Genomic DNA, 25983 nt, shown 5'->3' with positions numbered 1-25983 from the left:
GGTCAGCGGCGTGTCGTTGGCGGGTGCACGTCGGGTTTCGGTTGATACACCGCGGCGGCGTAGATGGCATCCGCAACCTGCTTCGGCCTTGACAGCTGCGGTACGTGGCTCGTCGGCAGTGTCACGATGCGGGCGGAGATCTTCTGTGCCATCGCTTTCTGCAAGGCGGGCTGGATCATGTGATCCTGCTCGCTGAGGATGTACCAGGACGGCCTGGTCCGCCATGCGGCAACCGTGACCTTGTCCTCGAAGCTCTTGCCGCTGACGGGTCCCTGTGTCGCCGCCATGATCCGGGTCTGGGCCGCCGGCACGTCCTGGGCGAAGTGTTTGGACATCCCCTCGGGCGTCAGCGTCAGGAAACCGTCCTTGTCAGCGACGATGAAGCTGGATCCCTCGGGCTTTGGGTAATCCTTGGCCAGGTCCGCCACCGACTGGTTTTCCGAAGGTGCAAACGCCGCGACATAGACCAGGGCCTTGACGCGCTCATGCTGTCCGATTTCAGAGATCACCACACCGCCCCAGGAATGCCCCACCAGCACGACCGGTCCGGCCTGCTTGTCGAGCGCGCGGCGCGTGGCTGCCACGTCGTCGGCCAGGGAAGACAGCGGGTTCTGGACCGATACAACATGAAGCCCCTTGGACTGGAGCAGGGCAATGACCTTGTCCCAGGCCGATCCGTCGGCAAAGGCGCCGTGCACAAACACCACCGTGGTAGCGCGGGTGTCAGCAGCCGGTGCGGCGGCGGCTGTGCTCGCAGCGGCTGCAAGGCTGCTGACGGTGGCAACAAGCGCCGCAGTCCTGATGAACGTATTCAATGTCTTCATGCGATTCCCCTTAAGGGTCAGGTACTAATGGGATTGGAGAGTGGCCGCTCTGCCGGCATCGGCAGCCCGGGTCAGACGGTGAGGGCGGCCACGCAAAGGGCTGTCCCGAAGGCATACGTTCCCAGGGCACCAACGGCGCGGGCCGGATTCGGCCTGGACATGGAGGGCCAGGCAAGCAGTGCAACCACCAGGAGCACGCGACAGGCAGTTGCACCTGCCATGCACCAGACCGCCCAGCCAGGCGGATGCTGAGTTCCGAGGTACAGGAAGAGCACCGCAAGGAACGGCGCGTACTCGGTGGTGTTGCCGTGAGCGCGAATCAGCCGTGCCAGCAGTTGATCGGGCTCGGATGGGTAGCCGCTCAGCACGCCGATCCTGGACCGCTGCACCGAGGTGGCGAGTCCGAGCGAGAACAGAAGCAGACCGAGGACAGTGGTGCAGGCCAGCGCAATGATGTTCATTCGATACCTCGTGGATGGTCGATAGCGCGCATTGGGAGAAGCCCATCGGGAGTTGATTGACAGTTTTAGGATAGGGTCCTAGCCTTTGTCCTGAATGACGAACTTCCCTCGTTTCAGGACAACATGAACCAAATCGGCCTCGTGCTCTTCCCCGGCTTTCAGATGCTCGATTTGGCGGCGGTGTCGGTCTTCGAGATGGCTAACCTCGAAGTGCGGGTCCCGGCCTACGAAATCCATGTCGTCTCGGAACGCGGCGGGGCCGTGAAGAGTTCAATGGGCACGGCGATCCAGACCACCGCGATGGATCCGCTGGCTTTTGACACGCTGATGGTTGGGGGCGCTACCTCGGTGCCGGCGCCATCGCCCAGGCTGCTGCGCCTGCTAGGCCATGCACTCGAGCCGACCAGGCGCATGGCCAGCATCTGCACGGGGGCGTTCATCCTCGCCGAGGCCGGCATCCTGGACGGCCGGCGGGCTACTACGCATTGGCACCATGCCAGTACGCTGCGGCAGCGCTTTCCTGCGGTGCGCGTCGAAGACGACCGCATCTTTGTCCGGGACGGAACGGTGTGGACATCGGCCGGCATGACGGCATGCATCGACCTTGCGCTGGCACTGGTAGAGCAAGACCTGGGGACCGACGTGTCGCGCGCAGTCGCGAAGAAGCTCGTGGTTCATCACCGCCGTGCCGGGGGGCAGTCCCAGTTCTCGATGTTGTCGGAACTGGAATCGAGGTCAGAGCGCATACAAGCGGCATTGACCTACGCCAGGAATCATCTGCACCAGGATCTGTCGGTGGAGCTGCTCGCCAGCGCCGCCAACATGAGCCCGCGGCATTTCAGCCGCGAGTTCCGGCAGAGCACGGGCCAGTCCCCGGCACGTGCCGTCGAGCGCTTGCGCGCCGACACGGCCCGCCTGCTCGTGGAAGCCGGCACGCTGACGATCGAGCGCATCGCCAGCAAGACCGGCTTCTCCGACCCGGAGCGCATGCGCCGGGCGTTCTTGCGGATTTTCGGCGAGCCGCCGCAATCCCTCAAGCGTGCCGCCCGTGCGCGGCGCAGCGAAGAGCCGGCCGCCGTGTGACGGACGGCCAGGCGCTGTGCGTCACGCTATTCGGGACACCGGCGCATGATAATATTCGCATGCGAACGAAATCTCACCCTTTATGACGCACCAGACATGGAACATCGCCTCGTCTACCTGTTGAACGTGGGTCAGCGGCGCCTGCAGCGGTGGTCACAAGCGCGCACTGCCGCGGGTGGCGTGACATCAGCCCAGGCCGGACTGCTTTTCTTCCTGGGCAGCAACGATGGCGCGCTGACGAGCGAGGCTGCCGCGGCGCTGGACCTGGGCGCGCCCGGGATGAGCGGCCTGGCCGACCGGACCGAAAGGGCCGGCCTGATCGAGCGCCGGCCGGACGAGAACGATGGCCGTGCCTCGCGCCTGTGGCTGACGGAGGCAGGGCGCCTGGCGCGCCAGCGTTCCAAGGCGAGCATGAAGGCATTGAATACCAGGCTCACCGAAGGTTTCACCGCCGCCGAGATCGACGTGGTGGCGCGCTGGCTGACCAGCCTCCAGACAAAGTTTCCGGCCGCGGACGAGGGCGAGGTGTAGCCTCGCAGCGGCCGGAGAGCGAGGCAGTCGACTCACTGCGCGGCAACCCTGGTGAAGTCTGGTTTGCGCTTTTCGGCGAAGGCCGAGAATGCTTCCCGGGCTTCCGCACTGGCCAGCCGCTCCTCGAACCTGGCGCTTTCGCTGTTCATCTGCGAAACCAGTTTTTCCGCATTGCGCATGAGCTGTTTCATTGCGCTCAGGGAGCCGGCCGGCCTGGCGGCAATCTTCTCGGCCATCCGGCGCGCATCCGTGCGCAGCTGGTCATTGGCGCAAACCTTGTTCGCGATGCCCCATGCCAAGGCCGTTTGCGCGTCAAGCGGCTCGCCCAGCGCGAACATCTCGAAAGCCCTGACGTGCCCGATCCGCAGCGGCAGCAGGTAACTCGAAGCCGCTTCGGGAACCAAGGCGAGATTGACGAAAGGCGTGATCAGTTGCGCGTCCTGGCCGAGCACCACGTAATCACAATGCAGCAGCATGGTGGTCCCGACGCCGACGGCCTTGCCATTGACCGCGGCGACAATCGGTACGGTCGAATTGGCAAGGGCGCGCAGGAAGCGATGCACGTGACGTTCGCTGGGGCCATTTCCCGACGCGATCGCCGCGAATTCGCCGAGATCATTGCCGGCCGTAAAGCTGTCCCCGTCCCCCTGCAGCAGCAATACCCGGATAGCCCGGTCCTGCTGTGCCTGCTCGATGGTGTCGGCAAGTGCGCCGTACATCTCGTTCGTCAAGGCGTTCATCTTGTCCGGCCGCGCAAGCGTCATGGTCAGCACGCCGCCGGTGAGGTCAATGCGGATTTCGGGGGTCATTGGTCGGTCTCCAGGTGAGAGTTGCACGCTGCCGTGCAGGCATCGCGATTAAGTTCGCATGCGAAGTATATAGATAGTTCGTGTGCGAAGTAAACGGTTGAGGCCGGGCAGTGTGCAGAATCGGCGTCTGGGCGGCGGTGCCCTCCACATAGACGGTGTGGGCAGGGGCGTGCTTCCGGTGCCTCGCGGGCGCGGAATACAGCACAAGCGAAAAACGAACTTGCACGATGATAGTGACTACCCTAGACTGACTTTCAAATCGATAGCAAGCAGGTCTCTCGAGGAAGCCAATCATGCAGAAGAAGCCACTTGGCGAAACGCCGTGTCCGATCGCTCGCACCGCGGCCCGCGTCGCCGACAGCTGGAGCGTATTGATCCTGCGCGAAGCCTTTTACGGCGTGACCCGGTTCGACGAGTTCCAGCAAAACCTGGCTATCGCGCCCAATATGCTCACGCGTCGCCTGAACTCGCTTGTCGAAGAAGGCATGCTTGAGCGTCGCCAGTACTGCGACCGCCCGCCCCGCTCCGAGTACATCCTGACCGAGCGCGGGCGCGATTTCCGCCAGGTGCTGCTGGCGATGCTGGCCTGGGGCAACAAGCATCTCGCGCCTGAAGGTGAAAGCGTGCAGTTGACGAACCGGCGCACCGGCGTGCGCGTGGAGCCTGTGCTGGTCGACCCCGCCAACGGGCGCCCGGTCACCGATGCCGACTATCACCTTGCACCCGGCCCCGCCGCCAGTGACCGCGTGCGCCAGCGGCTGTCGCGCTCGGCGGAAGCCTGAGCCGGATTTCCCGCGCAGCCAATTCTTGTTGCAACCTTCAAGACCCGGCTACCGGGCGCATACCGCATGGAGTGCGTGCGGCCGATTGAAACTGATTGTTTGGTAGGGAGAATGCGATGCATGCAAGAGATGTCGTGCTGTGCCAGCCGGTGCGCACCGCCATTGGCGCCTACAACGGCTCACTGAAGGCCGTTCCGGCGGTTGATCTCGGCGCCGCAGCGATACGGGCAACCGTGGCACGGGCGGGAATCGATCCAGGCGAGGTCGGCAGCGTGGTGTTCGGAAATGTGATCCAGGCCGGCAACCGCATGAACCCGGCCCGGCAGGCTGCCATTGGGGCAGGGCTGCCGGTTTCGGTTCCGGCGATGACCGTCAACCGCGTTTGCGGCTCGGGGGCCCAGGCCATCGCCACGGCAGCGGACGAGGTACGGCTCGGCTATGTAGATATCGCCATCGCCGGCGGCATGGAAAACATGGATCGCGCGCCATACCTGATGCCGTCCGGCCGCTGGGGTCAACGCATGGGCGATTCCGTCCTGTACGACAGCATGCTGCACGACGGCCTGTTTGACGCCTTCTCCGGTGAGCACTCCGGATGGCATACCGAGGACCTTGTCGCCCGCTACGCGCTGACCCGCGAGGCCCAAGACCGCTGGGCCGAGCGTTCGCAGCGGAATTTCGCGCTGGCGCAGGCGAACGGGCGATTCACCGGCCAGATTGCCGGGGTGGCGACCAAAGGGAAGGGCGGTACGGCCATGTTCGAAGTGGACGAAGCCAACCGCCCTGATACCAGCCTCGATACGCTCGGCCGGCTCAAGCCGGCGTTTCGCCCGGACGGCACGATTACCGCCGGCAATGCGCCCGGGCTCAACAGCGGCGCAGCGGCCATGATCATTGCCGAACGTGCGCTGGCTGAAGCCAGGGGGCTGCAGCCGTTGGGACGATTGGCCGCTTACGGTGTCGGGGCCGTGGAGCCCGGCATGTTCGGGCTGGGCCCGGTCCCGGCGGTGCGGCAGGCGCTGCAACGCGCCGGCTGGGAGCTGGGCGACATTGAACGCATCGAGATCAATGAAGCATTTGCCGCGGTGCCGCTGGCTGTCGCGGTGGAGCTCGGATTGCCGCACGACATCATCAACGTCGACGGTGGCGCCATTGCCCACGGCCATCCGATCGGTGCGACCGGCGCGGTGCTGACGACGCGGCTGCTGCATGCCATGCGCGCCGACGGCATACGGCGCGGCATCGTCACGCTGTGCATCGGCGGCGGACAAGGGATTGCGCTGGCGCTCGAGACGCTGGCCTGATCCGTCTGTTCTCGTAGCGGGCGTGCATTGATGCAAAGTTCAGCACAAACCATCTGGAGGAGAAAATGAACATTCAATACATCGAGGATCTCGCGGCGGGCCAACGATACGGTTCGGGGCGGCTGACCGTCGCGCCTGAACGGATCAAGGCCTTTGCTGCCGAGTTCGACCCGCAGCCCTTCCATCTCGATGAAGCCGCCGCCCGCGACACACTGTTTCGTGGACTGGCTGCGAGCGGTTGGCATACCGCTGCGCTGACGATGCGCCTGCTGGTCGACGGCGAATTCCGGCCCGCGGGCGGCATCGTCGGCGCGGGCTTCGAGGAGCTGCGCTGGCCAAGGCCGGTTCGCCCTGGCGATGAACTGCATATCGAGAGCGAGATACTTGAAGTGCGGATTTCGAAATCGCGCCCCGACCAGGGCGTGGTGAAGGTGCGTACCACAACCTTCAACCAGGCCGACGAGCCAGTGCAGGTTTTCACCGGCAACCTGATCGTCCAGTGCCGCCCCGCAGCCGCCGCGCAGGCAGAGGCGTCATGAAGATTCTTGTACTCGGTGCCGGGGGCATGGGCGGCTACTATGGCGCGCGCCTGATCGAGGCAGGCGCGGATGTCACCTTCATGTTGCGGCCCGGCCGCGCGCGGGCGCTGGAACGGGTTGGCCTGGCCGTGCGTAGCGAACTTGGCGACTTCCACCGCCCGGTAAAGATGGTCCTGGCCGGTCAGGTCGGCGCGCAGTTCGACGTGGTACTGCTGGCATGCAAGGCCTACGACCTTGCCGACGCGATCCGGGCCATCAGCCCGGCCGTTGGCCGGGACACTGCGGTATTGCCTCTGCTCAACGGCCTTGACGCCTATGACCGGCTCGACCAGTGCTTTGGCAGGCAACGCGTGCTGGGTGGAGTCGCATACATAGCGACAACGCTGGCGGCGGATGGAACCGTCGTGCACGCCGGCCGCATGGACCGGCTGGTAGTCGGCCCGCGCGCCGCGCAGGGGTCGGCATTGGCCGCGGATTTCCATGCGCTGGTGTCCAGGGCGGCCGGTACGCGTGAGCTATCGGGCGCCATCGGGCAGGAGCTGTGGAACAAGTGGGCCATGATTGCCGCCGGCGCAGTGATGACATGCCTGATGCGCGGGACCGTGGCGGACATCATGAAGACCCAGGATGGCCGTCGCCTGATGCTTGACGCGATTGCGGAGTGCCGCACGGTGGCGCAACTGTACGGCCATGCCATCCCTGAACCCGTTGTCGCTGCCATGCAGGCCCGACTGCTGGACGAAGCATCGACCTGGGCTGCCTCGATGATGCGGGATATAGCGCGGGGCGCCCCACGCATAGAAGCCGACGCCATCGTCGGCGATCTCATCAAGCGCGCAGCCGGGTACGGGCATGAGCTTCCGTTGAGCCGTGCGGCATATTGCCACCTGCAGGTCTATGAGCGCCAGCGCGCTGCGCACCAGACGGCTGGCTGAGCAGCCTTCGCCCATTCATGGAAATCACCAATCACGACATGACTATGCCGTCAGACTGTGCTGCGCGCGACCGAGGATGTCGAAAATGCCTTCTCGGCGCTGATCAAGCGTGAAGATCCGGCCGGCACGCTGGCACAAGGCGAGACATCGCCGGCGTTAGAAACTCCGGCGTGCGTGGTGCTTTCAGCAGATCGGCCAGCACCGCCTCGTATTCGCGCCGGTAGGACGCTTTCAGGTGGTGGTCCCTGAAATGCTGCTCGCTGCAGGCCCAGTTCTCATAGAGAACCAGGGTGTCAGGATCTTCGAGCGAGCGGTGCAGATACGTGTTGATAAAGTCCGGCTCCTTCGACATCTGCTCGAGGACATCAAGCAGTCTCGACTCTAGCTCAGCGCGCCGCTCGGGCTTGCCCGGCAGATGGACGATAAAGGCAATGGATTGGTTCATGAAGCTGCTCCAGGCAGGATGGGCCACCTCATGCGCAGACCGCGCCCACGCCGCGGCCCGCAGAGGCATTGACTTACAGTTGGCTCATGCCGCCGTCGGCGATGATTTCCGTACCGACGATGAAGGCCGATTCGGGCGCCGACAGATGCAGCACCGTCGACGCAATCTCCGCCGGCAGGCCGAAGCGGCCCAGCGGAATCCGGCTCTGGATCTGCGCGGCAGTGGCCGACAGGGTGTCGGCTTCCAGGCCCAGCTTGCCGTACAGCGGCGTCGTCACCGGCCCGGGGCTGACCACATTTACCCGGATGCCCGAGCTGACCAGCTCACCCGACAGGGTCCTGGCAAGCGAGATCAGTGCTGCCTTGCTGGCGGCATACACGGAAGACATCGGCATGCCGATGCGCGCATTGATCGAGCCGTTCAGCACGATCGACGTGCCCCGGTTCAGCAGCGGCAGCAGCGCCTGGATCTGGAAGTACGCGCCCTTCACGTTGGCGTTGAAGGTGGCGTCCCACAGTGCCTCGTCCACATCGGCAACGGCGGCAAACTTGGCAATGCCGGCGTTGATGAAGACGGCGTCCAGGCGGATGCCTGCGTCGGTCAGCTGGCGAGCCAGGTCACGCGCGGCCTGCACGGTGCCGGTTTCGTTGCGGATGGCGATGGCCTCGTTGCCGAGCGTGGCGCGGGCGCCCTCCAGTGCCGCTGCGTCGCGGCCGGTGATGACCACGCGGGCGCCTTCCTGGGCGAATGCCTGGGCAGCCGCCAGGCCGATGCCGCTGTTGCCGCCAGTGATCAGAACGGTCTTGCCTTCGAAGCGATTCATGATGTCCTCCAATCGGGAAAGGTGAATTTGAACAATTGCGTGACTGGAGTATGGGCGCTGGCCTCCGGTTTGCCATACGATCAATCCGACGAACACGTTCGAAGGAGTTGCACATGTTGTCGGAGGACGAATTGGCCCTGCTGGAGGCCATCCGGGAGGCCGGCAGCCTGTCGCGCGCGGCGGCCAGGCTGGGCAAGGCGCCGTCCACGGTGTCGCACGCCGCGCGGCAGCTGGAGCAGCGCTTTGATGCACTCTTGTTCGACCGCCGCGGCTACCGCCTGCAGCTGACGCGCGCCGGCGAATTGCTCACCGAAGAAGCCGCCCGGCTTGCGCAGGATGTCGCGCGCGTCACACAGCGCGTGCGGCAGGTCGCCAATGGCTGGGAAGACCGGTTGTGGATCGTGACCGACGAGCTGATGGAATTCGAGACGCTGATGCCCGTCATGCATGCGTTCGACGCGCAGGAATCCGGCGTGGCGCTGCGCGTCACACACGAAGTGCTGGCCGGCACCTGGGAAGCGCTGCGGGATGGCCGCGCCGATCTGGTCATCGGTGCCACCAACGAGCCGCCCGCCATCCCCAACCTGGGGTGGTTCGAGCTGGGCGTGATCGAATGGGTGTTTGCGGTCTCGCCCCGGCATCCGCTGGCGGCCGCGCGCGAACCATTGACACGTGAGGAGATCGCCCGCCATCGTGCCGTGGTGGTGGCAGATTCATCACGCCTCACGGGCGGCCGCGCTTACGGCATGGTGGGTGGTCAGCGCTTGCTGGCCGTGCCGAGCGTGCGAGCCAAGACCCTGGCGCAGCGCGATGGCCTGGGGATCGGCTGGCTGCCCAGGCACCGGGTCGGCTCGCTGCTGCAGCGCGGCGAACTGATAGAGAAGCGCACCGCCGACCCGCGCGAGCCCAACCTGCTCTACGTGGGCTGGCGCGGCGATCACGAAGGCCGCGCGCTGCAATGGTGGCTGGAGCAGTTGCGACGGCCTCGGCTGGCCAGGCTGCTGGTGCGGGGCGTCGACGCCTACGCGTAGCTGGCAGGGCAGCGTCGCACCATCTAAAGTACCTTGTGGCTTTGCGATACCAGGCAAGGAGAATCGTGATGGCTCAAGGATTCGACGCGATCATCATCGGCACCGGACAAGCCGGTCCCGCACTCGCTGCGCGGCTGGCCGGCGCGGGCATGAAAACGGCCGTCATCGAGCGCGCGCGTTTTGGCGGCACCTGCGTGAACACCGGCTGCATTCCCACCAAAACCCTCATCGCAAGCGCGTACGCAGCGCAACTGGCGCGGCGGGCTGCCGAGTACGGCGTGACCATCGGCGGGCCGGTCGCCGTCGACATGAAGCAGGTGAAGGCACGCAAGGACGAGATCTCCGGCCGTTCCAGCAACGGTGTGGAACAGTGGATGCGCGGGCTGGAGAACGTCACGGTGTATCAAGGTCATGCCCGCTTTGAAAGCGCGCATAGCGTGCGGGTCAACGGCGAACTGCTGGAAGCTGACCGGATTTTCGTGAACGTCGGCGGCCGGGCCCTGGTTCCGCCCATGCCCGGGCTGGACCAGGTGCCGTACCTGACCAACTCGAGCATGATGGAGGTGGATTTCCTGCCGGAGCACCTGATCATCGTTGGCGGCAGCTACATTGGCCTTGAGTTTGGCCAGATGTACCGGCGTTTTGGGGCCAGGGTGACCGTTGTCGAAAAAGGCTCGCGCCTGATCCAGCGCGAAGACGAGGATGTGTCGCAGGCGGTGCTGGAGATCCTGGAGCGCGAGGGGATCGAAATCCGGCTCAATGCCAACTGCCTGAGCGCGCGCAGGGAAGGCGACCACATTGCGGTCGGGCTGGATTGTTCGGACGGGGCGCGCGACGTCCACGGCTCGCACCTGCTGCTGGCGGTCGGGCGCGTGCCCAACACGGAGGACCTGGGGCTGGACCAGGCGGGGGTGGAGACCGACGCCCGCGGCTATATCCAGGTAGACGAACAGTTGCGCACCAATGTCCCCGGCATCTGGGCGCTTGGCGACTGCAATGGCCGCGGAGCGTTCACGCATACGTCGTACAACGACTATGAGATCGTCGCTGCCAACCTTCTCGACAACGATCCCCGCAAGGTGACGGACCGCATCGCAGCCTATGCCATGTTCATCGACCCTCCGCTCGGCCGCGCCGGCATGACGGAAGCAGAAGCCCGGCAATCCGGACGCAGGCTGCTGGTCGGCTCTCGCCCCATGAGCCGCGTCGGGCGAGCCGTGGAGAAGGGCGAGAGCCAGGGCTTCATGAAGGTCGTGGTCGACGCCGATACCCGCATGATCCTGGGCGCCGCGATCCTCGGCGTGACCGGCGACGAGGTGATTCACTCACTGCTCGACATCATGTATGCCAAGGCACCCTATACCACCATCAGCCGCGCGATGCACATCCATCCGACGGTGTCGGAGCTGGTACCGACGCTGCTGCAGGAATTGCGGCTACAGGCTTAGCTGGCGCGCCGGCTCGACCGGGGCGCACATCAGAGGAACGGCGCAATGTTCGCCATCGCGCGCGTCACGTAGGCCACCTTCTCGCCCACTGGCGCCACATAGTCAATCGCGTTGCGTGCAGCCTCGACGCCTTCCAGACGGGCGATGAACCAGGCGGCCAGGTACTGCGACGCCAGGCATCCGCCGGCGGTTGCAACGTTTCCCCTGGCGACAAACGGCTGATCGAGCACAGCCACGCCTGCCTCCACTACCCATGGCTTGGAGATCAGGTCCGTACAGGCCGGAACGTCGTTCACCAAGCCCAGTTTGGCTAGTATGAGCGTGCCCGAGCATTGCGCGCCCAACAACTGGCGCGTCGGGTCGAAGCGGAGTTGCGACATCAGCGCGGTATCGGCGACGACTTCCCGGGTTCGTATCCCACTACCCACCAGCACAGCGTCCGCGTTGCATGCGTCCTCCAACGATGCTTGCGCCTCCATCACCACACCGTTCAGCGAACGCACCTTGGCCGCCGGACTGGCGATCGAAACCCGCCAGCCGGGCCGCTTGACCCGGTTGAGGATGGAGAGCGCGATCAGCGAGTCGATTTCGTTAAAGCCTTCGAAGGTCAGGATGGCGATATGCATGGGGCCTCGTGGGAGTGGCGACGTTGGGTTGCGCCATCGTAGAGCCGGCAGTCAGTACATTCAAATAATTGTTATAGATACGCTCAGGCTGCGTCCTGCGGGTCCGCAAACGTCGCCATGCGCAGGATCGCTTGCCTGAGCTCCGACCTGAGTTGCGCCACCAGCTCCGCGGCCGGCAGGGACCTGGCCAGCGGCGCTGCCTGCCCGGCCCACTGCGCCGCGTACTCAGCGCTCCCCGCGGCCTTGGCAGCGGCGTGAAGCGCCTTTCCCGCGTCATAGGCGATCGGGTAGTCCGGCACCGGAGGTGCGTCGGCGGCGGCGCCGAGTGCCGTGAGCCGGTTGGTGAAGCCCCTGGCCGCGCGGCCCGATATGGCGCGGGTGAGCGTGGTCGCGCGCGGCTGGGGCGCGGTCAGCGCCGCGCGATAGGCGGCATCGGCAGATGACTCCGGGCAGGCGACGAATGCGGTGCCAAGCTGGGCGGCTTCTGCCCCGAGAGCCAGTACCGCGGCAATGCCTGCCCCGTCCATGATGCCGCCCGAGGCAATCACCGGAAGTTTCGTGCCCAGCACCAGAAGACGCACCAGAGCCAGCGTGCCGAGGCCTTCGTCGTAGCCATCGGTGTCGAAGGCGCCGCGGTGTCCGCCAGCTTCAATGCCTTGCGCGACGATGGCGTCCACGCCGGCGGCCTCTATCTGGCGGGCCTCATGCAGGGACGTTGCACTGGCCAGCAGCACAATGCCGGCCGCGCGCAGCGCGTCAATTTTCTGCTTGGCGGGAAGGCCAAAATGGAAGCTCACAACCGCTGGCTTTTCTTCCAGCAGCATCTGGAACATGGCGTCGTCGGCCACGAAACTCCTGTAGATCTCGCGCAAGCTGGCGGGTGTGGTCGCGCCGTGCTCGGCAAACTGGGCGGCAAGGTAGCTGAGCCAGGCCTGCTCGCGCACCTCATCGGCCTTGGCGGGGGCGTGGCAGAACAGGTTGACGTTGAATGGCTTGCCGGTCAGCGCTCGTGTCTCGCGGATTGTCTTTCGCGCCGCTTCGGCATCCATTGCCCCGACGCCGAGCGAGCCCAGCCCGCCGGCCTCTGACACGGCTGCAGCCATGGCCGCTGTGCTGACACCGGCCATGGGCGCCTGGATGATGGGCGTGGAAATGCCCAGGATCGAACAAAGGTTGCGGCGCTGGCTGGAAGGCCTGGAAGTGTCCATGAGAGTCTCTTTCGCTTTGATGTGCATGATTCCGCTCGGGAAATTTTCGAAGGCGAGGCTGTGTCGGAGGGTATCGAGAATGCCATGAAATCTCGCGGCGTGAGAAGTTGCTGCGGCTTCGCAATGCATTGTTCATCGCGCGACGCATCCGGACCTGTCGGTGCCGGGCAAGGTGGCTTACCGCGCGCGCCCCGCATTGCGTGCCTGGAATACCCGGCAACTATCGACTAGCTTGAAAGCCTTGGGCCGCTTTGATGGGGCATCATGATGAAGAGGATCACAGGGCGCCTGGCCACCATTGTCTCCGTGGGTGTAGCAGCGGGCCTTACTGCCGCAAGCGGCGCGTGGGCCTCTGACATCGTCTGCAAGCCAATTGCGCGCGAATCCCCCGTACGCTGCAACAATCCGGATGGCTCCGGGGTGAGATGCAGCCTTGCGACGGACGAGGCCGGTCCGCAGGCGCGCCCGCGGCATCTGATCTGCGATTCCCCCAGGCTGTCAGAGCGCTACGAGCGCATTTACGCCGAGCAGCAGAGGATGCTGCGCAAGGGCAGGATCCTGGACTCGGACATCGCGGCGTGGCGCGGCCGGCGCGATGCGTGCGGCTCGGTGCGCTGCCTGGAAAGCATGTTCGCGAAATTCTGGCGGGAGCGGGATTCGATGCGAATCGCACCGGGCCGGTCCGACTCCGCGAATCAAGCAGCAACGGCGGTGTCGCCACCCGCCAGCCAGGAGGCGGCACCGCCGCCTGCGGTGTCTTCCGCGCAGGGCTCGCAGACCTCAACGCAGATCCCTGCGCCGACGCAGCGCGTGCAAGAAGAGCCGCCGCCGGCAGAGCCGCTTGCCGAGGCGGCTGGACCGGAACCCGTCGAACCAACACGGCCGACGGCTCCGGCTGTTGAAACGCTGCCTGTCTGGCAAGCCACAGCGCCTCCCGTTGCCGAGAACAAGAACAGCCGCCCGGACAAGTCCCATCCGGCAGCCCTTGCCGTGGAGAGCCTGCTTTCAGGACTGGTCGTGATGGGTGCGGGGTTCCTGTGGACGCGCCGTGCCGCGCGCGCACAGGATCGGACGCGTTTCGCCATCCCGGCGGCGGCGGTGGTCGTCTATGGCTTGCTGCTTGTGAATGCGCTGCTGCTGCCGTTTACGCTTGCCGTGAAGTGAGGACACTGGCGCCTTACCGACGACAATGCATGGCTCCGCATCTTGAGCAGGCGGGGGCCATTGCGGCTCGGCGTGCAGCAGCTATGCATGGATGCGCCGCACCGGCGTTCAACGCCCCTTGAAAATCGGGTGCCGGGCGCAAACCGACAGCACGATGCGCTCGGACTGCACCAGGTAGTCGTTGAGGGCTGCGGCACACTCTGCGAGCTTGCCCGCCTCGAACAACTGCAGGATGTGCTGGTTCAGCTCGACATATGGGCCATGCAGGAATTCGGGATCCTGCAGCATGCCGAAAGCCAGGCGCAGCTCGGCCAGCAGGTGGGCGAACATCACGTTCAGCCGCTCGCTGTCGGCCAGTTCCACGATCGCCATATGGAACTCCATATTGGCGGTACCCGCGCCTTGCCAGTCGCCGCTGTCGCGGCAGCGCAGTCCCATTTCCACCGCTTCGCGCAGGTGCTTCCTGGCTGGATGGCTGGGGTAGGCCTGGGCGATGGCCTGGCACTCGATCATGCGGCGCACGCGGTAGATGTCGATGATGGCCGCAATGCTGGGAATTGCCACGGATACCCCGCGGTTGGGTTCGTGCTTGAGCAGGCCTTCCTTGGTCAGCACGCGAAAGGTCTCGCGCAAGGTGTTGCGCGAGATCTGCAGGCTCTCGCTAAGCGCGGCTTCCGACAAGCGCTGCCCGGGCGCGAATTCGCCATGCACGATGCGCTGGCGAATCTGCTCCGTGACCCGCTCGGCCAGGTTTCTTACGTCAGTACTGGATGTCATGTTGGCTTGCGTCAGGGGCGACAGGTTCAGGCATGCCCCGTGCGGCGATGTTATCTCACTTTGTTGAACAATAGGCACAAGATTGGTGCGAAGTCTGCCCTGCAGACGTGACTTAGGTGTATACGAGAATCGAACCTCAGCCAATATTGTTCAACAATATGTCACGGTGGTTGAGTCATACGTGCAGATAGATGAACATGGCATGTGTTTTGCTAAACAGCGGCTGGGGTGCGGGGCCGCTGTCTTAGTGGTCTTGCTCGCTACCGGAACTTCGTCGTGAAGACATCGCGACGAGCCTTGTCCACGCTTTGTCCTTATCCATAGTGAGCGCAACCATGTGGCTTAAAGAAACAAATCAGGCGGAGCGCAAGACGCTCTTTGCCGCCTTCGTCGGCTATGGGGTCGATGCCTTCGACTACATGATCTACACCTTCATGATCCCCACCTTCATCCTGGTGTGGGGCATGACCAAGGCCGAGGCTGGCTACATCGCGACGGGCGCGCTCATCAGCTCGGCCATCGGCGGCTGGCTGGCCGGCATCCTGGCCGACAAATATGGTCGCGTGCGGATCCTGCAGCTGACCGTGCTCTGGTTCAGTTTCTTCACGTTCCTGAGCGGCTTCACCCAGTCCCCCGAGCAACTGTTCCTGACCCGCATGCTGCAAGGCCTGGGCTTTGGCGGCGAATGGTCAGTCGGTTCCCTGCTGATCGCCGAGATGATCCGGGCCCGCCACCGTGGCAAGGCGGTCGGACTGGTGCAAAGCAGCTGGGCCATCGGCTGGGGCCTGTCGGCGATTGCATTCTGGGCGGTCTATGCCGTGTTCGAGCAGCAATACGCATGGCGCGTGCTGTTCTGGGCCGGCGTGCTGCCGGCGGTCTTTATCCTGTATATCCGCCGCAATATCTCCGAGCCCGAGGTGTATCAGGAAACCAGGGCCAAGCTGGCCCGCACCGGGCAAAGCAATAACTTCATGCTGATCTTCAAGCCCGGCGTGCTGCGCGTGACGGTGCTGGCAAGCCTGCTGGCGACCGGCATGCAAGGTGCCTACTATTCGGTGACGACCTGGCTGCCCACCTACCTCAAGATGGAACGCAATCTCTCCGTGCTCAACACCAGCGGCTACCTGATGGTGCTGATCGCCGGGTCCTTCGCCGGCTACCTGACCAGCGCCTGGCTGTCCGACCGCCTGGGGCGCCGGCGTTGCTTCATGCTGTTTGCGGTGAGCGCGGCCTTCCTCGTGATCTGCTATACGCAGTTGCCGATCACCGACGCCGCGATGCTGGTGCTGGGTTTCCCCCTGGGTTTCTTCCTGTCCGGGATCTTCTCGGGGATGGGGGCCTACCTGACGGAGCTGTATCCGAGCCATATCCGCGGCTCCGGCCAGGGCTTCTGCTACAACTTTGGCCGTGCGGTCGGTTCCATATTCCCGGCCATGATCGGGCATATGAGCGCATCGATGTCGCTGGGGGTTGCCATCGGCTATCTCGCCGCCGGCGCCTATGGGCTGGTCGTTATCGCCTGCCTGCTGTTGCCGGAAACGCAAGGGCGCGAATTGCTCGCCGAAGCCGGGGCCGAGGCCGCGCATTGATCTGATCCAAGACACTGGAGCAACACGCATGCAAGATTCCGCACTGGAACGCACCCGCATCGCCGCCGTGAACGCCGCGCGCGCAGCGCGCGCAAGCTACCGTGCCGGCACGGTACAGCCTACCGCCGGCATTGCACCGGGGATGACGCAAGCCAACATGATCGCGTTGCCGCGCGACTGGGCCTGGGACTTCCTGCTGTACGCGCAACGCAACCCCAAGGCCTGTCCCGTGCTCGACGTGATCGAAGCGGGTGCACAGCAGACCGTGCTGGCGCAAGGGGCCGATATCCGCACCGATATCCCGCTGTATCGCGTGTGGCGCGACGGCAAGCTGGCGGAGGAGGTGGCGGATGCCACGCCCCTGTGGACTGAGCACCCGGACCTGGTCACCTTCCTGATCGGCTGCAGCTTCACCTTCGAGACGCCGCTGCAAGAGGCAGGCATCGAGGTGCGGCATATCGCCGACGGTTCCAACGTGCCGATGTACCGCACCAACCGCCAGTGTCGCCCGGCTGGCCGCCTGCATGGCGAGATGGTCGTGTCCATGCGGCCCATCCCTGCGCATCGGGTTGCCGATGCGGTTTCCATCAGCGGACGCTTCCCGTCGGTGCACGGCTCGCCCGTCCATGTCGGCGATCCGGCCGCGCTGGGCATTGCCGACCTCGCCAGGCCTGACTTTGGTGACGCCGTGCGTATCGAGCCGGGCGAGATCCCGGTGTTCTGGGCTTGCGGCGTCACGCCCCAGGCGGCCGTGATGGCGTCAGGCGTGCCGTTCGCCGTGACGCATGCGCCGGGCCACATGTTCATTACCGACGTGCCAGACAGCACGTATCACGTCTAGGACCTCCGGGTCATTGCGGAGCTCGTTTTGCGTTTTCTGCCCGTCACTTCGAATGCACTGCTGGTGGAACTGGCCGACCTGGACCAGACCCTGGCCCTGCTGGCCTCGCTGCAGCGCGATCCCGTGCACGGCGTGGCGGAGCTGGTGCCCGCCGCGCGCACCATCCTCGTTCACTTCCGCCCATCGGCCATCAGCGCCGCCGCGCTGGTATCGGCCATCGCCGCGCGCGACCTGTCGCAGCGCGTCGAGCGCAGCAACATCCTGGTCGAGATTCCGGTGCGCTATGACGGCGAGGACCTGGCCGAGGTGGCCCAGCTGCTTGGCATCACGCCCAGGGAAGTGGTGCGCCGCCACACCGGCAGCGAATACACCGTTGCCTTTACCGGCTTTGCGCCAGGCTTTGCCTATCTCAGCGGCGGCCATCCCAGCTTCGACGTGCCGCGCCGCAGTACGCCGCGCACGCGTATTCCCGCCGGCGCCGTGGGCCTGGCTGGCACCTTCAGCGGCGTGTACCCGCAGGCCAGCCCGGGCGGCTGGCAGATCATCGGGGTTACCCCCGTGGCCATGTGGGACCTGAATCGCGAACAGCCTGCGCTGCTGCAGCCCGGCTATCGCGTGCGCTTCATCGACATCGCCACGCTCGATGGCGTGCTCGATGCGGGCAGCGCCATCGCCGCCGGCGCCCCGGCGCGCCAGCCGTTGCCGACGGACAAGGCGGCTGCTGCCGCGGCGCTGAAGGTGAGGGCCACCGGGCTGCAGACCGTGTTCCAGGACCTGGGCCGGCACGGCCAGGCGGGGCAGGGCGTCTCGGCCTCGGGTGCGATGGACCAGGCCGCCCTCAAGATGGCCAACCGCCTGGTCGGCAACCGCAGCGACGGCGCGGCGCTCGAGACCGTGGGCGGCGGCCTGCAACTGCAGAGCGTGGGTGAAACCGTGCTGGCTGTCACTGGCGCCGATGCGGCGCTGACGGTGCGCACTGCCGATGGTCGCCAATGGAGCGTCCCGAACCACCAGGCCGTGGCGCTGGCCGATGGCGACACGCTGAGCATCGGTCAGCCTCTTGCCGGCGCCCGCAGCTATGTGGCAGCACGCGGCGGGTTTGCCGTCACGCCGGTCCTGGGCAGTTGTGCGACTGACTCGCTGGCCAAGGTCGGTCCCGCGCCACTGGCCGTGGGCGATGTGCTGGACCTGCTGCCCGCACCGGCCGGCGCCGTCGTGGGCACCCCCGGGTTGCCTGCCGCCGATCTGCCCACGGTGGAGCAGGACGTCGTGCTGGATGTGGTGCTCGGTCCCCGCACCGACTGGTTCACTGCGGAGTCCGTGGCGCGCCTTGCTGCGCAGCGCTGGCAAGTCACCCCGCAATCCAACCGCGTGGGCCTGCGCCTGGCCGGCGAGGTGCCGCTGGAGCGCGCCATCACCGGCGAGCTGCCCAGCGAGGGCACCGCCCTGGGTGCGTTGCAGGTGCCGCCAAGCGGCCAACCCGTGCTGTTCCTGGCCGACCACCCGCTGACCGGCGGCTACCCCGTGATCGGGGCCGTGGCGCCTTACCACCTGGACCGCGCCGGACAGATTCCGGTTGGCGCCTGGCTGCGCTTCAACCCGCTCGGCGCCTTCGAAGAACTTCAACCGTCAGAACTGCAACTGTCGGCGCAGCGATCGTCTGCCGCCTGAGCGCACAAGCCCCAACCGAGATTTGCGATGAAGAAAGTCCTGATTGCCAACCGTGGCGAGATTGCCGTCCGCATCATCCGCGCCTGTGCCGACTACGGAGTCGGGTCGGTGGCCGTGTATGCCAATGCTGATATCGACGCGCTGCACGCGCGGCTGGCCGACGAGGCCTACGGCCTGGATGGCGACCGTCCGGCCGACACCTACCTGAACATTCCCAAGCTGCTCGATATCGCCCGGCGCAGCGGGGCAGATGCCGTGCATCCAGGCTACGGCTTCCTGTCGGAAAGTGAAGCCTTTGCCAAGGCCGTGATCGATGCCGGCCTGGTCTGGATTGGCCCGTCTCCCGCCACGATTGCGCGGCTGGGCGACAAGGTGGAAGCGCGCAAGATCGCCTTGCAGGTTGGCGCCCCGCTGGTCGCCGGCACGCCCGACCCGGTCGTGGATGCCAGTGAGGTACTGGCCTTTGCCGAGCAGTACGGCCTGCCGATCATCATCAAGGCAGCCTTCGGCGGCGGCGGCCGCGGCATGAAGATCGCATGGCGCATGGATGAGGTGGAGGAGTTGTACGCCTCCGCCGTGCGCGAGGCTGTCACTGCCTTTGGCCGCGGCGAATGCTTCGTTGAGCAGTTCCTCGACAAGCCCCGCCATATCGAAGCGCAGGTACTGGCCGACCAGCATGGCAATGTCGTGGTGCTGGGCACGCGCGACTGCTCGCTGCAGCGCCGCAACCAGAAGCTGGTCGAAGAAGCCCCCGCGCCGTTCCTGACCGACGCGCAGCGCGCGCGTATCCACGCCGCCGCCCGCGACATCTGCGCGGCGGCCAGCTACACCAGTGCCGGCACCGTGGAATTCCTGCTCAGCGCCAGCGGCGCGATCTCCTTCCTGGAGGTCAACACCCGCCTGCAGGTGGAGCACCCCGTGACCGAGCAGACCACCGGCGTGGACCTGGTGGTCGAGCAATTGCGCGTGGCGGATGGCTTGCCGCTCTCCATTACCGAAACCCCGGCGCCGCTGGGCCATTCAATCGAGTTCCGCATCAACGCCGAGGACGTGGGCCGCGGCTTCCTGCCCACGCCCGGGCCGGTGCAGACCTTCGAAGCTCCGTCGGGCCCCGGGGTGCGCGTGGACTCGGGTGTGCAGTCGGGCTCGGTGGTCCCCGGCACATTCGACTCGCTGATGGCCAAGCTCATCGTGACCGGTGCCACGCGCGAACAGGCGCTGGCGCGCGCACGCCGTGCGCTGCGCGAGTTCCGTATCGAGGGTGTGGCGTCGGTGCTGCCGTTCCACCGTGCGGTGATCGACCACGCAGATTTCCTCGGCGCGGATGGCTTCAGGGTCCACACGCGCTGGATCGAGTCCGACTTCGCCGAACCGCTGGCAGCGGCCACCCGTGCCGAGCCCCGGCACGATGCCAGCCTGTTGCGCACCGCCATCGAGATCGACGGCCGCCGCATGGTGCTGGGGCTGCCGGCGCAGCTGCTGCGCGGCCTCGCCGACGCGCCCGGGCAAGGCAGCGCCGCGGCGCCGGCCCAGGCCGCCGCTACTGACCCGGCCGACCTGCCATCCCCGATCGCCGGCACCGTGCAGACCTGGAAGGTCGCAGTTGGCGACGAGGTCAAGGAAGGCGATCTGATCGCCGTGATGGAAGCCATGAAGATGGAGATGCAAGTCCATGCTCATCGCGGCGGCCGCGTAACGTGGCAGGCGGCCGCAGGCACGTTCCTGACGGCGGGGACGCGGCTGGTCAACATTGTGTGAATTCACTAAGAATGCCGGCCAAAGGGTAGGGCGCGCCGCTCAGTTCAGCACCAGCCCCGCGTGCGCCAGCAACCGGCGAAACACCGCCAGGCGTGTATCGCCGGTCTCCGCCAGCCGGTCGCAGACATGGAGGTGTTCACGCATATCGCTGTGTCCGCGCAGCGCATCCTTGCACTCCCGCTCGGAGATCTCAAGGTGGACGCCGGCGAGCACCGCGCGGCCCTTGCCAACCCGTGAACTGACGATGGCCGGCGGCGTGCCATCGATATCCGCATAGACGGCCAGGACCTGCGTGTCAGCGCCGGGAGCGTCGCCGAAGTCAAAGCGGCAGCCGCCATGGTAGTGGGTGTATAGCGACATCGGGACATCGGTCAGGCTGTCCGTGGTGCGCAGTTTCACCGCGGCCGTGGTACGCGGCGTGCCGTCATACAGCATGCCGTCAGTCAGTTCTGGCAGCGAGCCCACTGCCACGGCGTCGACAAAGCACAGCTCGCGCGGGCCGCAGATTGCGCCCCTGGTGCCGGCGTGAAACGCCAGTTCCCGACATGCGTAGTAAGCGCCCGCGCAAATCCCGAGGTAGACGCCGCCCTGTTCGACGAAACGCCGGATGCGCGCGTTCGGGGCACCGTTCAGCATTGCACAGTAGGGAAGGTCGGCGCCTCCCGGCAAGACAAACAGCACCGCCCCATCGAACAGCGTGGCGTCGTGCCGGATGTCGTCTGCCATCACCGCACGGTTCTCGTAGGTGCTGGCGTGGAGTTGGTGCCCGATGGTCCGCATCAGGCATGCGGTCCAGTCGGAAGCGCCGGCGTCGACATAGGTCAGGATCTGGGGCCTTGGCATACCGGCATCCGCTTTTGAATAAGGAACGGGAACTCACGGGACGGCTCCGGTACCGGTCTCGGAGTGGAGGTTGGGTGATCCAAGGAACTCTTATTGTGCATCGACAAGGCACATCATTGCCCTGAATGGATTCAAGCATAACGCTGCCGATCGGGAACAGCTCGCCTGGCGGCTAGTCACGCAAATGCTCGTCCGTGAATTTCCGGAATATTTCCATGCTGGGCGCCTCGGTCCGCCCCGCCAGGGTGAAAGAGGCATAGCGGGGGCCATCATCGACCGCTGGGGTCGTGACCAGTTCGCATAGTTTTCCTGCGGCAATCTCCGCACGCACTGCGGCGACGATGCTGAACAGTATCGCGTCGGAATCCAGCACAGCTTCGACCAGGCTCCGGACATTCTCGCACCTGAGGCTAAGGCAATGCTCCGGATCCGCGCGTGGACCGAAGCGCTTCACCAGGTTGCGCGCGACTTCCGTGCTGAGCGGGGCGGAAGCCAGCGGATAACGCATGACATCGTCAAACGATACGGCGTCTCCGCCGGCAGCCTGTTGCACAAGCGGATGTCCTGTGCGGCAGATAAAGCGGCCCTGCAACGCGTTCAGCAGTTCGTGGCGAAGGTCCGTTGCTGGCGCCACGCTGCTCACCTCCACGATGACTGCATCAAGCGATCGCTGACGCAGCTGGATCATCAGCGCATCGGAAGTACCAAGCGACACGCTGACCTGTATGCCGGGATGGTGCCTGGCCATGTATCGGAGAAACGGCGTCGCCAGCACTGCGCCCGGCCCCGCGCCCAGCCCGACGCGGATGGCACCCAGGTGGTGGTGGTGGAACAGTTCGACGCTGCGGTGCAGTTCCGCTTCCTCGAACACGATGCGCCGGGCCCGGTTTGCAGTCAGCTCCCCCAATGGGGTCAGCACATTGCGCTTGCCGTGCCGGTCGATCAGGCGGCCTCCCAGTTCGTCCTCCAACGTCTGGATGCTCCGGCTCAGCGCGGACTGGGTCAGGTGCAGGCGTTGTGCCGCCTGGCTGAAGGACGCCATATCCGCCACCATCAGCAGATGCTTGAGATGTTTGAGATGCATTGCGCACTTATAGATGAGATTTTTGAATAAATTTTAGACCGATAATGCATTGGACGCATGCCGGACGGCGCTTTACGATCCGATTCCACAAGAACACGCATTGAGGAGACCGCCATGACCCGATTCAAGAACATTGGCCGCCGTTGGCTCGGCGGCCTGGTTGCAGCACTGCTTTTTGCAGGGCTGGCGCCGGCACACGGCTTTCCTGACCGGCCGGTAACGCTGATGGTGCCGTTCCCGGCGGGCGGCCTCTCCGACGTTGTTGCCCGGAACCTGAACGGGTCCCTGGCCCGGCAGTTCGGGCAGCCAGTCATCGTCGAGAACCTCGGGGGAGCTGGTGGCGCGATTGCCGCGCAGAAGGTCCTTCATGCACCGGCCGACGGCCACCTGCTATTGCAGGCAGGGCCCGGCGAGCTCATCACTACGCCGCTGGCCAATGCCGCAATCAAATTCAGGAGCGAAGATTTCAGGCTGGTGCATATGGTCGGCACTGTCGATCTTGCCATCCTGGTGCGCAGGGATCTGCCGGTAAAGGATGTCGACGAACTCGCCGCCTATGCCGCGCAGGCAGCCAAGGCCGGCAAACCACTGACGTACGCCAGCGTCGGCATCGGCTCGCTCTATCACCTCCTGGGGGCGCACATGTCCCAAACCATCGGAGCGCCGATGACTCACGTCCCTTACAAGGGCGGCGCGCCCGTGATCCAGGACCTCGTTGGCGGAATCGTCGATATCTTCATCTCGCCATTTGGCAAGCCTGACATCGAACGCATGCGCACCGGCCAGGTCCGGATGCTGGCCGTACTGTCGCCTACGCGAGTGGAGGCAGTGAAGTCGGTCCCCAGCGTCAATGAGAGCAAGGCGCTGCGAGGCTTCAACTATTCAACCTGGGCTGGCATCTTCGTGAAGAAGGACACTGCCGAGCCTGTCGTGCAGGCGGTGCACAACGCGATTGTGCATACGCTGGCCGACCCCTCGGTGCGCGCAAGCCTGGATGCCGCGAACCTGCCTGCGTCCAAGCCGGTGTCGCTTGCCGAAAGTCAGAAGGCCTATCAGCAGAGCATCGAACAATACCGCGGCATTGCCCGTGCCATCGGCTTGCAGCCGCAATAAGGACGACATGCATCCCATCCTGGCCGCGCTGCGGGACAGCGCCGAAGAGTTCGTAGCAGTTCGCCGTGACCTGCACCGGCATCCGGAGCTCGGCTTCGAGGAACACCGCACCAGCGACATGGTGGCCAGCCTGCTCGCCGAATGGGGCTATGAGGTCGAGCGCGGGCTGGGGACAACGGGGGTCGTCGGCCGGCTGCGACGCGGTACGGGCAACCGCAGCCTTGGCATTCGCGCCGACATGGATGCCCTGCCGATGGAGGAGGCCACAGGGCTCCCCTATGCCAGCTGCCATCCCGGCGTGATGCACGCCTGCGGGCATGACGGGCATACCACCATGCTGCTTTGCGCAGCAAAGTACCTCGCCCGGCGCGGCGACTTCAGCGGAACCCTGAACCTTATCTTCCAGCCGGCAGAGGAGGGGTTGGGCGGTGCAAAGAAGATGATGGAGGACGGACTGTTCAGGAAGTACCCTTGCGATGCCGTCTTCGCCATGCACAACGTACCGGGCACCGCATCGGGCCGTCTGCTGTTGCGCGAGGGCGCGGCGCAGGCTTCGGCCGACAACGTCACCATCACGCTGGAAGGCGTCGGCGGCCATGCGGCGATCCCGCACCACGCGGCCGACCCTGTCGTGGCCGGCGCCTCCATCGTGATGGCCTTGCAGACTATCGTGGCGCGCAATGTCGATCCGCTGCAAGCGGCGGTCATTACCGTGGGCGCGTTCCAGGCCGGTACCGTCTCCAATATCATTCCCTCGCACGCCGTGCTCAGGCTGAGTGTCCGCGCACTGGACCGCGATGTGCGAGAGCGGATCGAGCAGCGTGTCAGGGACCTGGTATCCGCGCAGGCGCAGAGTTATGGCGTCACGGCGCAGGTCGATTATCAGCGCGGGTATCCAGTCCTGGTGAATACGCCGGCCGAAACGGCGTTCGCAAGCCAGGTCGCCCTGGACTTGCTGGGCGCGAGCCACGTCAACTGCCAGGCGTCGCCCATTGCCGCCAGTGAGGACTTTGCCTTCATGCTGGATGCCGTGCCTGGCTGCTACCTGTGGCTTGGAAACGGCGAAGGCGGAAAGGCCGGAGGCTGCTCGGTCCACAATCCCGGCTACGACTTCAATGATGGGAACATTGCTGTCGGTGCGGCGTATTGGGCCCTGCTGTGCGAACGTTTCCTCGTGGACTAAACGCCACCGATCCCCCTGGAACTGTCTGGCGACCGTCGAAATGCTGCTCGATTTCGGGGCCGCACGGCTTGCGCCCAGCGCGGCCCCGAGCCGATGTGCCCGGGGACAGACACGTCAGGCTATTCGCACCAATGCATGTGGCTTCTCTATTCCGGCTTGAGGTCGAGCTGATTGGCAATCTGTTGGTACCGCGTTGTGGTCGCGCCGAGCATATCCCGGAAGGCCTTGGGAGATGCAGGTGAAGGGAGAAATCCCAGCCTTTCTGCAAAGGCCTTGAATTCAGGGTCTCGGAGGACCTTGAGCAATGCGGCGTTCAGTGTATCGACGACGTGCGGATCCATGCCGGCCGGACCAAGTATGCCGATATAGTTGTCCTCTACGTAGCCTGGGATGCCAGATTCAGCAAGCGTCGGTACGTCCGGAAGGAGAGGGTGGCGGTTTTCGCCGGTAACCAAAAGAGCCTTGGCGCGACCCGATCTGATGTTTGGCAGCTCCGCGGCAACGCTGTCAAACATCACGGATACCCTTCCAGAAGTCACATCGATAAAGCCTTCCGGTGCGCCACGGTACGACACGCGCATCAGGTCGAAACCGGCCAGCGCCTTGATTTGCTCGGTCGCAAACATGATGCCCGGCGACGGCGAGGCGTAGCTCAGGCCTTTCTCTTTTCGCGCCATCTGGACAAATTCTCGGCCATTGTTGGCCGGAAGGCCCGGACTACTGACCAGTACAAGAGTCACTCTGACCAGACTGGAAATAGGAGTGAAATCCTTCAACGCATTAAGCTTGTGCGATGAGTACAACATCGGCCCGATAATCAGCGCATTGCCGCCGACAAGCAAGGTACGGCCGTCTGGTGGGCTCTTGGCGACAACGCCAGCGGCAATGTAGCCGTTTGCCCCGGGCCGGTTTTCAACGACAACAGGTTCGCCCAGTACCTGAGAAAGCTTCTGGCCGATTGCCCTGGAAAGCGTGTCGCTGCCTCCGCCCGCGGTATAGGGAACGATGAGGCGACGGGGCGTCGTGCTGTCATTGGCGTGAGACGGCATCGAGACTGTGGTGACCAATGCACAGAACAGCAGCGCGATCGAATTTTTCATGACCGGTGTCT

General features: G+C 65.1%; 26 protein-coding genes. 15 read left to right on the top strand and 11 right to left on the bottom strand.

The genetic code is table 11. The features are described from left to right. Positions 1-2 precede the first annotated feature (2 nt). Both I6H87_RS27740 and I6H87_RS27735 read right to left on the bottom strand, forming a co-directional pair. On the bottom strand, positions 3-824 hold the full coding sequence (locus tag I6H87_RS27740; RefSeq protein WP_011617467.1) for an alpha/beta fold hydrolase: 822 nt from the start codon (positions 822-824) through the stop codon (positions 3-5). A gap of 71 nt (positions 825-895) precedes the next feature. Further along, on the bottom strand, positions 896-1285 hold the full coding sequence (locus tag I6H87_RS27735) for an MAPEG family protein (protein ID WP_011617466.1): 390 nt from the start codon (positions 1283-1285) through the stop codon (positions 896-898). Between the two features lie 123 nt (positions 1286-1408). Here I6H87_RS27735 and I6H87_RS27730 point away from each other — a divergent pair, with 123 nt between their 5' ends. Continuing rightward, on the top strand, positions 1409-2368 hold the full coding sequence (locus tag I6H87_RS27730) for a GlxA family transcriptional regulator (RefSeq protein WP_010810251.1): 960 nt from the start codon (positions 1409-1411) through the stop codon (positions 2366-2368). 96 nt (positions 2369-2464) lie between these two features. Then, positions 2465-2899, top strand: coding sequence for a MarR family winged helix-turn-helix transcriptional regulator (locus I6H87_RS27725; RefSeq protein WP_010810250.1), 435 nt, complete (start codon positions 2465-2467; stop codon positions 2897-2899). A 32-nt stretch (positions 2900-2931) separates the two neighbouring features. Here I6H87_RS27725 and I6H87_RS27720 read toward each other — a convergent pair whose 3' ends face one another. Then, positions 2932-3708, bottom strand: a complete 777-nt coding sequence (locus I6H87_RS27720) for an enoyl-CoA hydratase (protein ID WP_010810249.1) — start codon at positions 3706-3708, stop codon at positions 2932-2934. A 293-nt stretch (positions 3709-4001) separates the two neighbouring features. On the opposite strand from I6H87_RS27720, the gene I6H87_RS27715 reads away from it, so the two are divergent. The 4 genes from I6H87_RS27715 to I6H87_RS27700 all read left to right on the top strand — a co-directional run bounded on the left by I6H87_RS27715 (position 4002) and on the right by I6H87_RS27700 (position 7268). After that, positions 4002-4490 (top strand): winged helix-turn-helix transcriptional regulator, encoded by a 489-nt coding sequence (locus I6H87_RS27715; protein ID WP_011617464.1) that lies wholly within the window; start codon positions 4002-4004, stop codon positions 4488-4490. Positions 4491-4606: 116 nt separating this feature from the next. Further along, the gene (locus I6H87_RS27710) at positions 4607-5794 is read left to right on the top strand and encodes a thiolase family protein (RefSeq protein ID WP_011615250.1); all 1188 of its coding nucleotides are present in this window, start codon (positions 4607-4609) and stop codon (positions 5792-5794) included. 65 nt (positions 5795-5859) lie between these two features. Continuing rightward, positions 5860-6333, top strand: coding sequence for a MaoC family dehydratase (locus tag I6H87_RS27705; protein ID WP_010810246.1), 474 nt, complete (start codon positions 5860-5862; stop codon positions 6331-6333). After that, positions 6330-7268, top strand: a complete 939-nt coding sequence (locus I6H87_RS27700; protein WP_010810245.1) for a 2-dehydropantoate 2-reductase — start codon at positions 6330-6332, stop codon at positions 7266-7268. Before I6H87_RS27705 ends, I6H87_RS27700 begins: the two co-directional genes overlap by 4 nt. A 103-nt stretch (positions 7269-7371) precedes the next feature. Here the strand turns inward: I6H87_RS27700 and I6H87_RS27695 are convergent, their stop codons facing one another. Continuing rightward, positions 7372-7713: a putative quinol monooxygenase gene (locus tag I6H87_RS27695; protein WP_010810244.1), complete on the bottom strand. Its 342-nt coding sequence runs from the start codon at positions 7711-7713 to the stop codon at positions 7372-7374. 73 nt (positions 7714-7786) lie between these two features. Further along, a complete protein-coding gene (locus I6H87_RS27690) occupies positions 7787-8536 on the bottom strand; it encodes an SDR family oxidoreductase (protein ID WP_011617463.1) in 750 nt (249 codons plus the stop codon). 113 nt (positions 8537-8649) lie between these two features. Here I6H87_RS27690 and I6H87_RS27685 point away from each other — a divergent pair, with 113 nt between their 5' ends. Together I6H87_RS27685 and I6H87_RS27680 are read left to right on the top strand one after the other, a co-directional pair. Then, positions 8650-9567 (top strand): LysR family transcriptional regulator, encoded by a 918-nt coding sequence (locus tag I6H87_RS27685; RefSeq protein ID WP_010810242.1) that lies wholly within the window; start codon positions 8650-8652, stop codon positions 9565-9567. 68 nt (positions 9568-9635) lie between these two features. Next, positions 9636-11015: an FAD-containing oxidoreductase gene (locus I6H87_RS27680; protein WP_011617462.1), complete on the top strand. Its 1380-nt coding sequence runs from the start codon at positions 9636-9638 to the stop codon at positions 11013-11015. A 29-nt stretch (positions 11016-11044) separates the two neighbouring features. Here I6H87_RS27680 and I6H87_RS27675 read toward each other — a convergent pair whose 3' ends face one another. Both I6H87_RS27675 and I6H87_RS27670 read right to left on the bottom strand, forming a co-directional pair. Next, a complete protein-coding gene (locus I6H87_RS27675; RefSeq protein ID WP_011617461.1) occupies positions 11045-11641 on the bottom strand; it encodes a DJ-1/PfpI family protein in 597 nt (198 codons plus the stop codon). A gap of 83 nt (positions 11642-11724) precedes the next feature. Next, entirely contained in the window at positions 11725-12849 is a 1125-nt protein-coding gene (locus I6H87_RS27670) for an NAD(P)H-dependent flavin oxidoreductase (protein ID WP_010810239.1), read from the bottom strand. Positions 12850-13113: 264 nt separating this feature from the next. Here I6H87_RS27670 and I6H87_RS27665 point away from each other — a divergent pair, with 264 nt between their 5' ends. After that, a complete protein-coding gene (locus tag I6H87_RS27665) occupies positions 13114-14013 on the top strand; it encodes a GntR family transcriptional regulator (protein WP_051398573.1) in 900 nt (299 codons plus the stop codon). 108 nt (positions 14014-14121) lie between these two features. Here the strand turns inward: I6H87_RS27665 and I6H87_RS27660 are convergent, their stop codons facing one another. Continuing rightward, positions 14122-14790 (bottom strand): GntR family transcriptional regulator, encoded by a 669-nt coding sequence (locus I6H87_RS27660; RefSeq protein WP_010810237.1) that lies wholly within the window; start codon positions 14788-14790, stop codon positions 14122-14124. 335 nt (positions 14791-15125) lie between these two features. Here I6H87_RS27660 and I6H87_RS27655 point away from each other — a divergent pair, with 335 nt between their 5' ends. From I6H87_RS27655 to I6H87_RS27640, 4 genes are read left to right on the top strand one after another with little or no spacing between them, the layout of a single operon-like run. After that, positions 15126-16379 (top strand): MFS transporter, encoded by a 1254-nt coding sequence (locus I6H87_RS27655; protein ID WP_010810236.1) that lies wholly within the window; start codon positions 15126-15128, stop codon positions 16377-16379. Between the two features lie 28 nt (positions 16380-16407). Then, positions 16408-17220: a putative hydro-lyase gene (locus I6H87_RS27650; RefSeq protein ID WP_010810235.1), complete on the top strand. Its 813-nt coding sequence runs from the start codon at positions 16408-16410 to the stop codon at positions 17218-17220. Between the two features lie 27 nt (positions 17221-17247). Beyond that, positions 17248-18891 carry a 5-oxoprolinase subunit PxpB gene (gene pxpB / locus I6H87_RS27645; RefSeq protein ID WP_011617459.1) on the top strand — a complete coding sequence of 548 codons (1644 nt, stop codon included), beginning with the start codon at positions 17248-17250 and terminating at the stop codon, positions 18889-18891. Between the two features lie 27 nt (positions 18892-18918). After that, complete coding sequence (locus tag I6H87_RS27640; protein ID WP_011617458.1) at positions 18919-20649, top strand: acetyl/propionyl/methylcrotonyl-CoA carboxylase subunit alpha; 1731 nt, start codon at positions 18919-18921, stop codon at positions 20647-20649. A gap of 39 nt (positions 20650-20688) precedes the next feature. Here the strand turns inward: I6H87_RS27640 and I6H87_RS27635 are convergent, their stop codons facing one another. After that, positions 20689-21492 carry a BPL-N domain-containing protein gene (locus I6H87_RS27635; protein ID WP_011617457.1) on the bottom strand — a complete coding sequence of 268 codons (804 nt, stop codon included), beginning with the start codon at positions 21490-21492 and terminating at the stop codon, positions 20689-20691. A gap of 172 nt (positions 21493-21664) precedes the next feature. Further along, on the bottom strand, positions 21665-22576 hold the full coding sequence (locus I6H87_RS27630; protein WP_041688156.1) for a LysR family transcriptional regulator: 912 nt from the start codon (positions 22574-22576) through the stop codon (positions 21665-21667). Between the two features lie 114 nt (positions 22577-22690). On the opposite strand from I6H87_RS27630, the gene I6H87_RS27625 reads away from it, so the two are divergent. Both I6H87_RS27625 and I6H87_RS27620 read left to right on the top strand, forming a co-directional pair. Beyond that, the gene (locus tag I6H87_RS27625; protein WP_010810230.1) at positions 22691-23689 is read left to right on the top strand and encodes a Bug family tripartite tricarboxylate transporter substrate binding protein; all 999 of its coding nucleotides are present in this window, start codon (positions 22691-22693) and stop codon (positions 23687-23689) included. Positions 23690-23696: 7 nt separating this feature from the next. Beyond that, positions 23697-24872, top strand: coding sequence for a M20 aminoacylase family protein (locus tag I6H87_RS27620; RefSeq protein WP_010810229.1), 1176 nt, complete (start codon positions 23697-23699; stop codon positions 24870-24872). 146 nt (positions 24873-25018) lie between these two features. Here I6H87_RS27620 and I6H87_RS27615 read toward each other — a convergent pair whose 3' ends face one another. After that, on the bottom strand, positions 25019-25972 hold the full coding sequence (locus I6H87_RS27615) for a tripartite tricarboxylate transporter substrate binding protein (RefSeq protein WP_011617455.1): 954 nt from the start codon (positions 25970-25972) through the stop codon (positions 25019-25021). Positions 25973-25983 lie beyond the last annotated feature (11 nt).

Source organism: Cupriavidus necator, from assembly GCF_016127575.1.
Lineage (GTDB): Bacteria > Pseudomonadota > Gammaproteobacteria > Burkholderiales > Burkholderiaceae > Cupriavidus > Cupriavidus necator_D.
The sequence above is the reverse complement of the archived record's forward strand: the minus strand, read 5'-3'. Positions and strand labels throughout refer to the sequence as shown.

What these genes read in the sequence shown, in the direction of transcription:
- I6H87_RS27720 (WP_010810249.1), bottom strand. Translation starts at nt 3,708, where the DNA reads ATGACCCCCGAAATCCGCATTGACCTCACCGGCGGCGTGCTGACCATG.
- I6H87_RS27620 (WP_010810229.1), top strand. Translation starts at nt 23,697, where the DNA reads ATGCATCCCATCCTGGCCGCGCTGCGGGACAGCGCCGAAGAGTTCGTA.
- I6H87_RS27650 (WP_010810235.1), top strand. Translation starts at nt 16,408, where the DNA reads ATGCAAGATTCCGCACTGGAACGCACCCGCATCGCCGCCGTGAACGCC.
- I6H87_RS27615 (WP_011617455.1), bottom strand. Translation starts at nt 25,972, where the DNA reads ATGAAAAATTCGATCGCGCTGCTGTTCTGTGCATTGGTCACCACAGTC.
- I6H87_RS27710 (WP_011615250.1), top strand. Translation starts at nt 4,607, where the DNA reads ATGCATGCAAGAGATGTCGTGCTGTGCCAGCCGGTGCGCACCGCCATT.
- I6H87_RS27700 (WP_010810245.1), top strand. Translation starts at nt 6,330, where the DNA reads ATGAAGATTCTTGTACTCGGTGCCGGGGGCATGGGCGGCTACTATGGC.
- I6H87_RS27630 (WP_041688156.1), bottom strand. Translation starts at nt 22,576, where the DNA reads ATGCATCTCAAACATCTCAAGCATCTGCTGATGGTGGCGGATATGGCG.
- I6H87_RS27665 (WP_051398573.1), top strand. Translation starts at nt 13,114, where the DNA reads ATGATGAAGAGGATCACAGGGCGCCTGGCCACCATTGTCTCCGTGGGT.
- I6H87_RS27705 (WP_010810246.1), top strand. Translation starts at nt 5,860, where the DNA reads ATGAACATTCAATACATCGAGGATCTCGCGGCGGGCCAACGATACGGT.
- I6H87_RS27715 (WP_011617464.1), top strand. Translation starts at nt 4,002, where the DNA reads ATGCAGAAGAAGCCACTTGGCGAAACGCCGTGTCCGATCGCTCGCACC.
- I6H87_RS27655 (WP_010810236.1), top strand. Translation starts at nt 15,126, where the DNA reads ATGTGGCTTAAAGAAACAAATCAGGCGGAGCGCAAGACGCTCTTTGCC.
- I6H87_RS27735 (WP_011617466.1), bottom strand. Translation starts at nt 1,285, where the DNA reads ATGAACATCATTGCGCTGGCCTGCACCACTGTCCTCGGTCTGCTTCTG.
- I6H87_RS27680 (WP_011617462.1), top strand. Translation starts at nt 9,636, where the DNA reads ATGGCTCAAGGATTCGACGCGATCATCATCGGCACCGGACAAGCCGGT.
- I6H87_RS27690 (WP_011617463.1), bottom strand. Translation starts at nt 8,536, where the DNA reads ATGAATCGCTTCGAAGGCAAGACCGTTCTGATCACTGGCGGCAACAGC.
- I6H87_RS27730 (WP_010810251.1), top strand. Translation starts at nt 1,409, where the DNA reads ATGAACCAAATCGGCCTCGTGCTCTTCCCCGGCTTTCAGATGCTCGAT.
- I6H87_RS27635 (WP_011617457.1), bottom strand. Translation starts at nt 21,492, where the DNA reads ATGCCAAGGCCCCAGATCCTGACCTATGTCGACGCCGGCGCTTCCGAC.
- I6H87_RS27640 (WP_011617458.1), top strand. Translation starts at nt 18,919, where the DNA reads ATGAAGAAAGTCCTGATTGCCAACCGTGGCGAGATTGCCGTCCGCATC.
- I6H87_RS27670 (WP_010810239.1), bottom strand. Translation starts at nt 12,849, where the DNA reads ATGGACACTTCCAGGCCTTCCAGCCAGCGCCGCAACCTTTGTTCGATC.
- I6H87_RS27695 (WP_010810244.1), bottom strand. Translation starts at nt 7,713, where the DNA reads ATGAACCAATCCATTGCCTTTATCGTCCATCTGCCGGGCAAGCCCGAG.
- I6H87_RS27660 (WP_010810237.1), bottom strand. Translation starts at nt 14,790, where the DNA reads ATGACATCCAGTACTGACGTAAGAAACCTGGCCGAGCGGGTCACGGAG.
- I6H87_RS27675 (WP_011617461.1), bottom strand. Translation starts at nt 11,641, where the DNA reads ATGCATATCGCCATCCTGACCTTCGAAGGCTTTAACGAAATCGACTCG.
- I6H87_RS27625 (WP_010810230.1), top strand. Translation starts at nt 22,691, where the DNA reads ATGACCCGATTCAAGAACATTGGCCGCCGTTGGCTCGGCGGCCTGGTT.
- I6H87_RS27685 (WP_010810242.1), top strand. Translation starts at nt 8,650, where the DNA reads ATGTTGTCGGAGGACGAATTGGCCCTGCTGGAGGCCATCCGGGAGGCC.
- I6H87_RS27725 (WP_010810250.1), top strand. Translation starts at nt 2,465, where the DNA reads ATGGAACATCGCCTCGTCTACCTGTTGAACGTGGGTCAGCGGCGCCTG.
- I6H87_RS27740 (WP_011617467.1), bottom strand. Translation starts at nt 824, where the DNA reads ATGAAGACATTGAATACGTTCATCAGGACTGCGGCGCTTGTTGCCACC.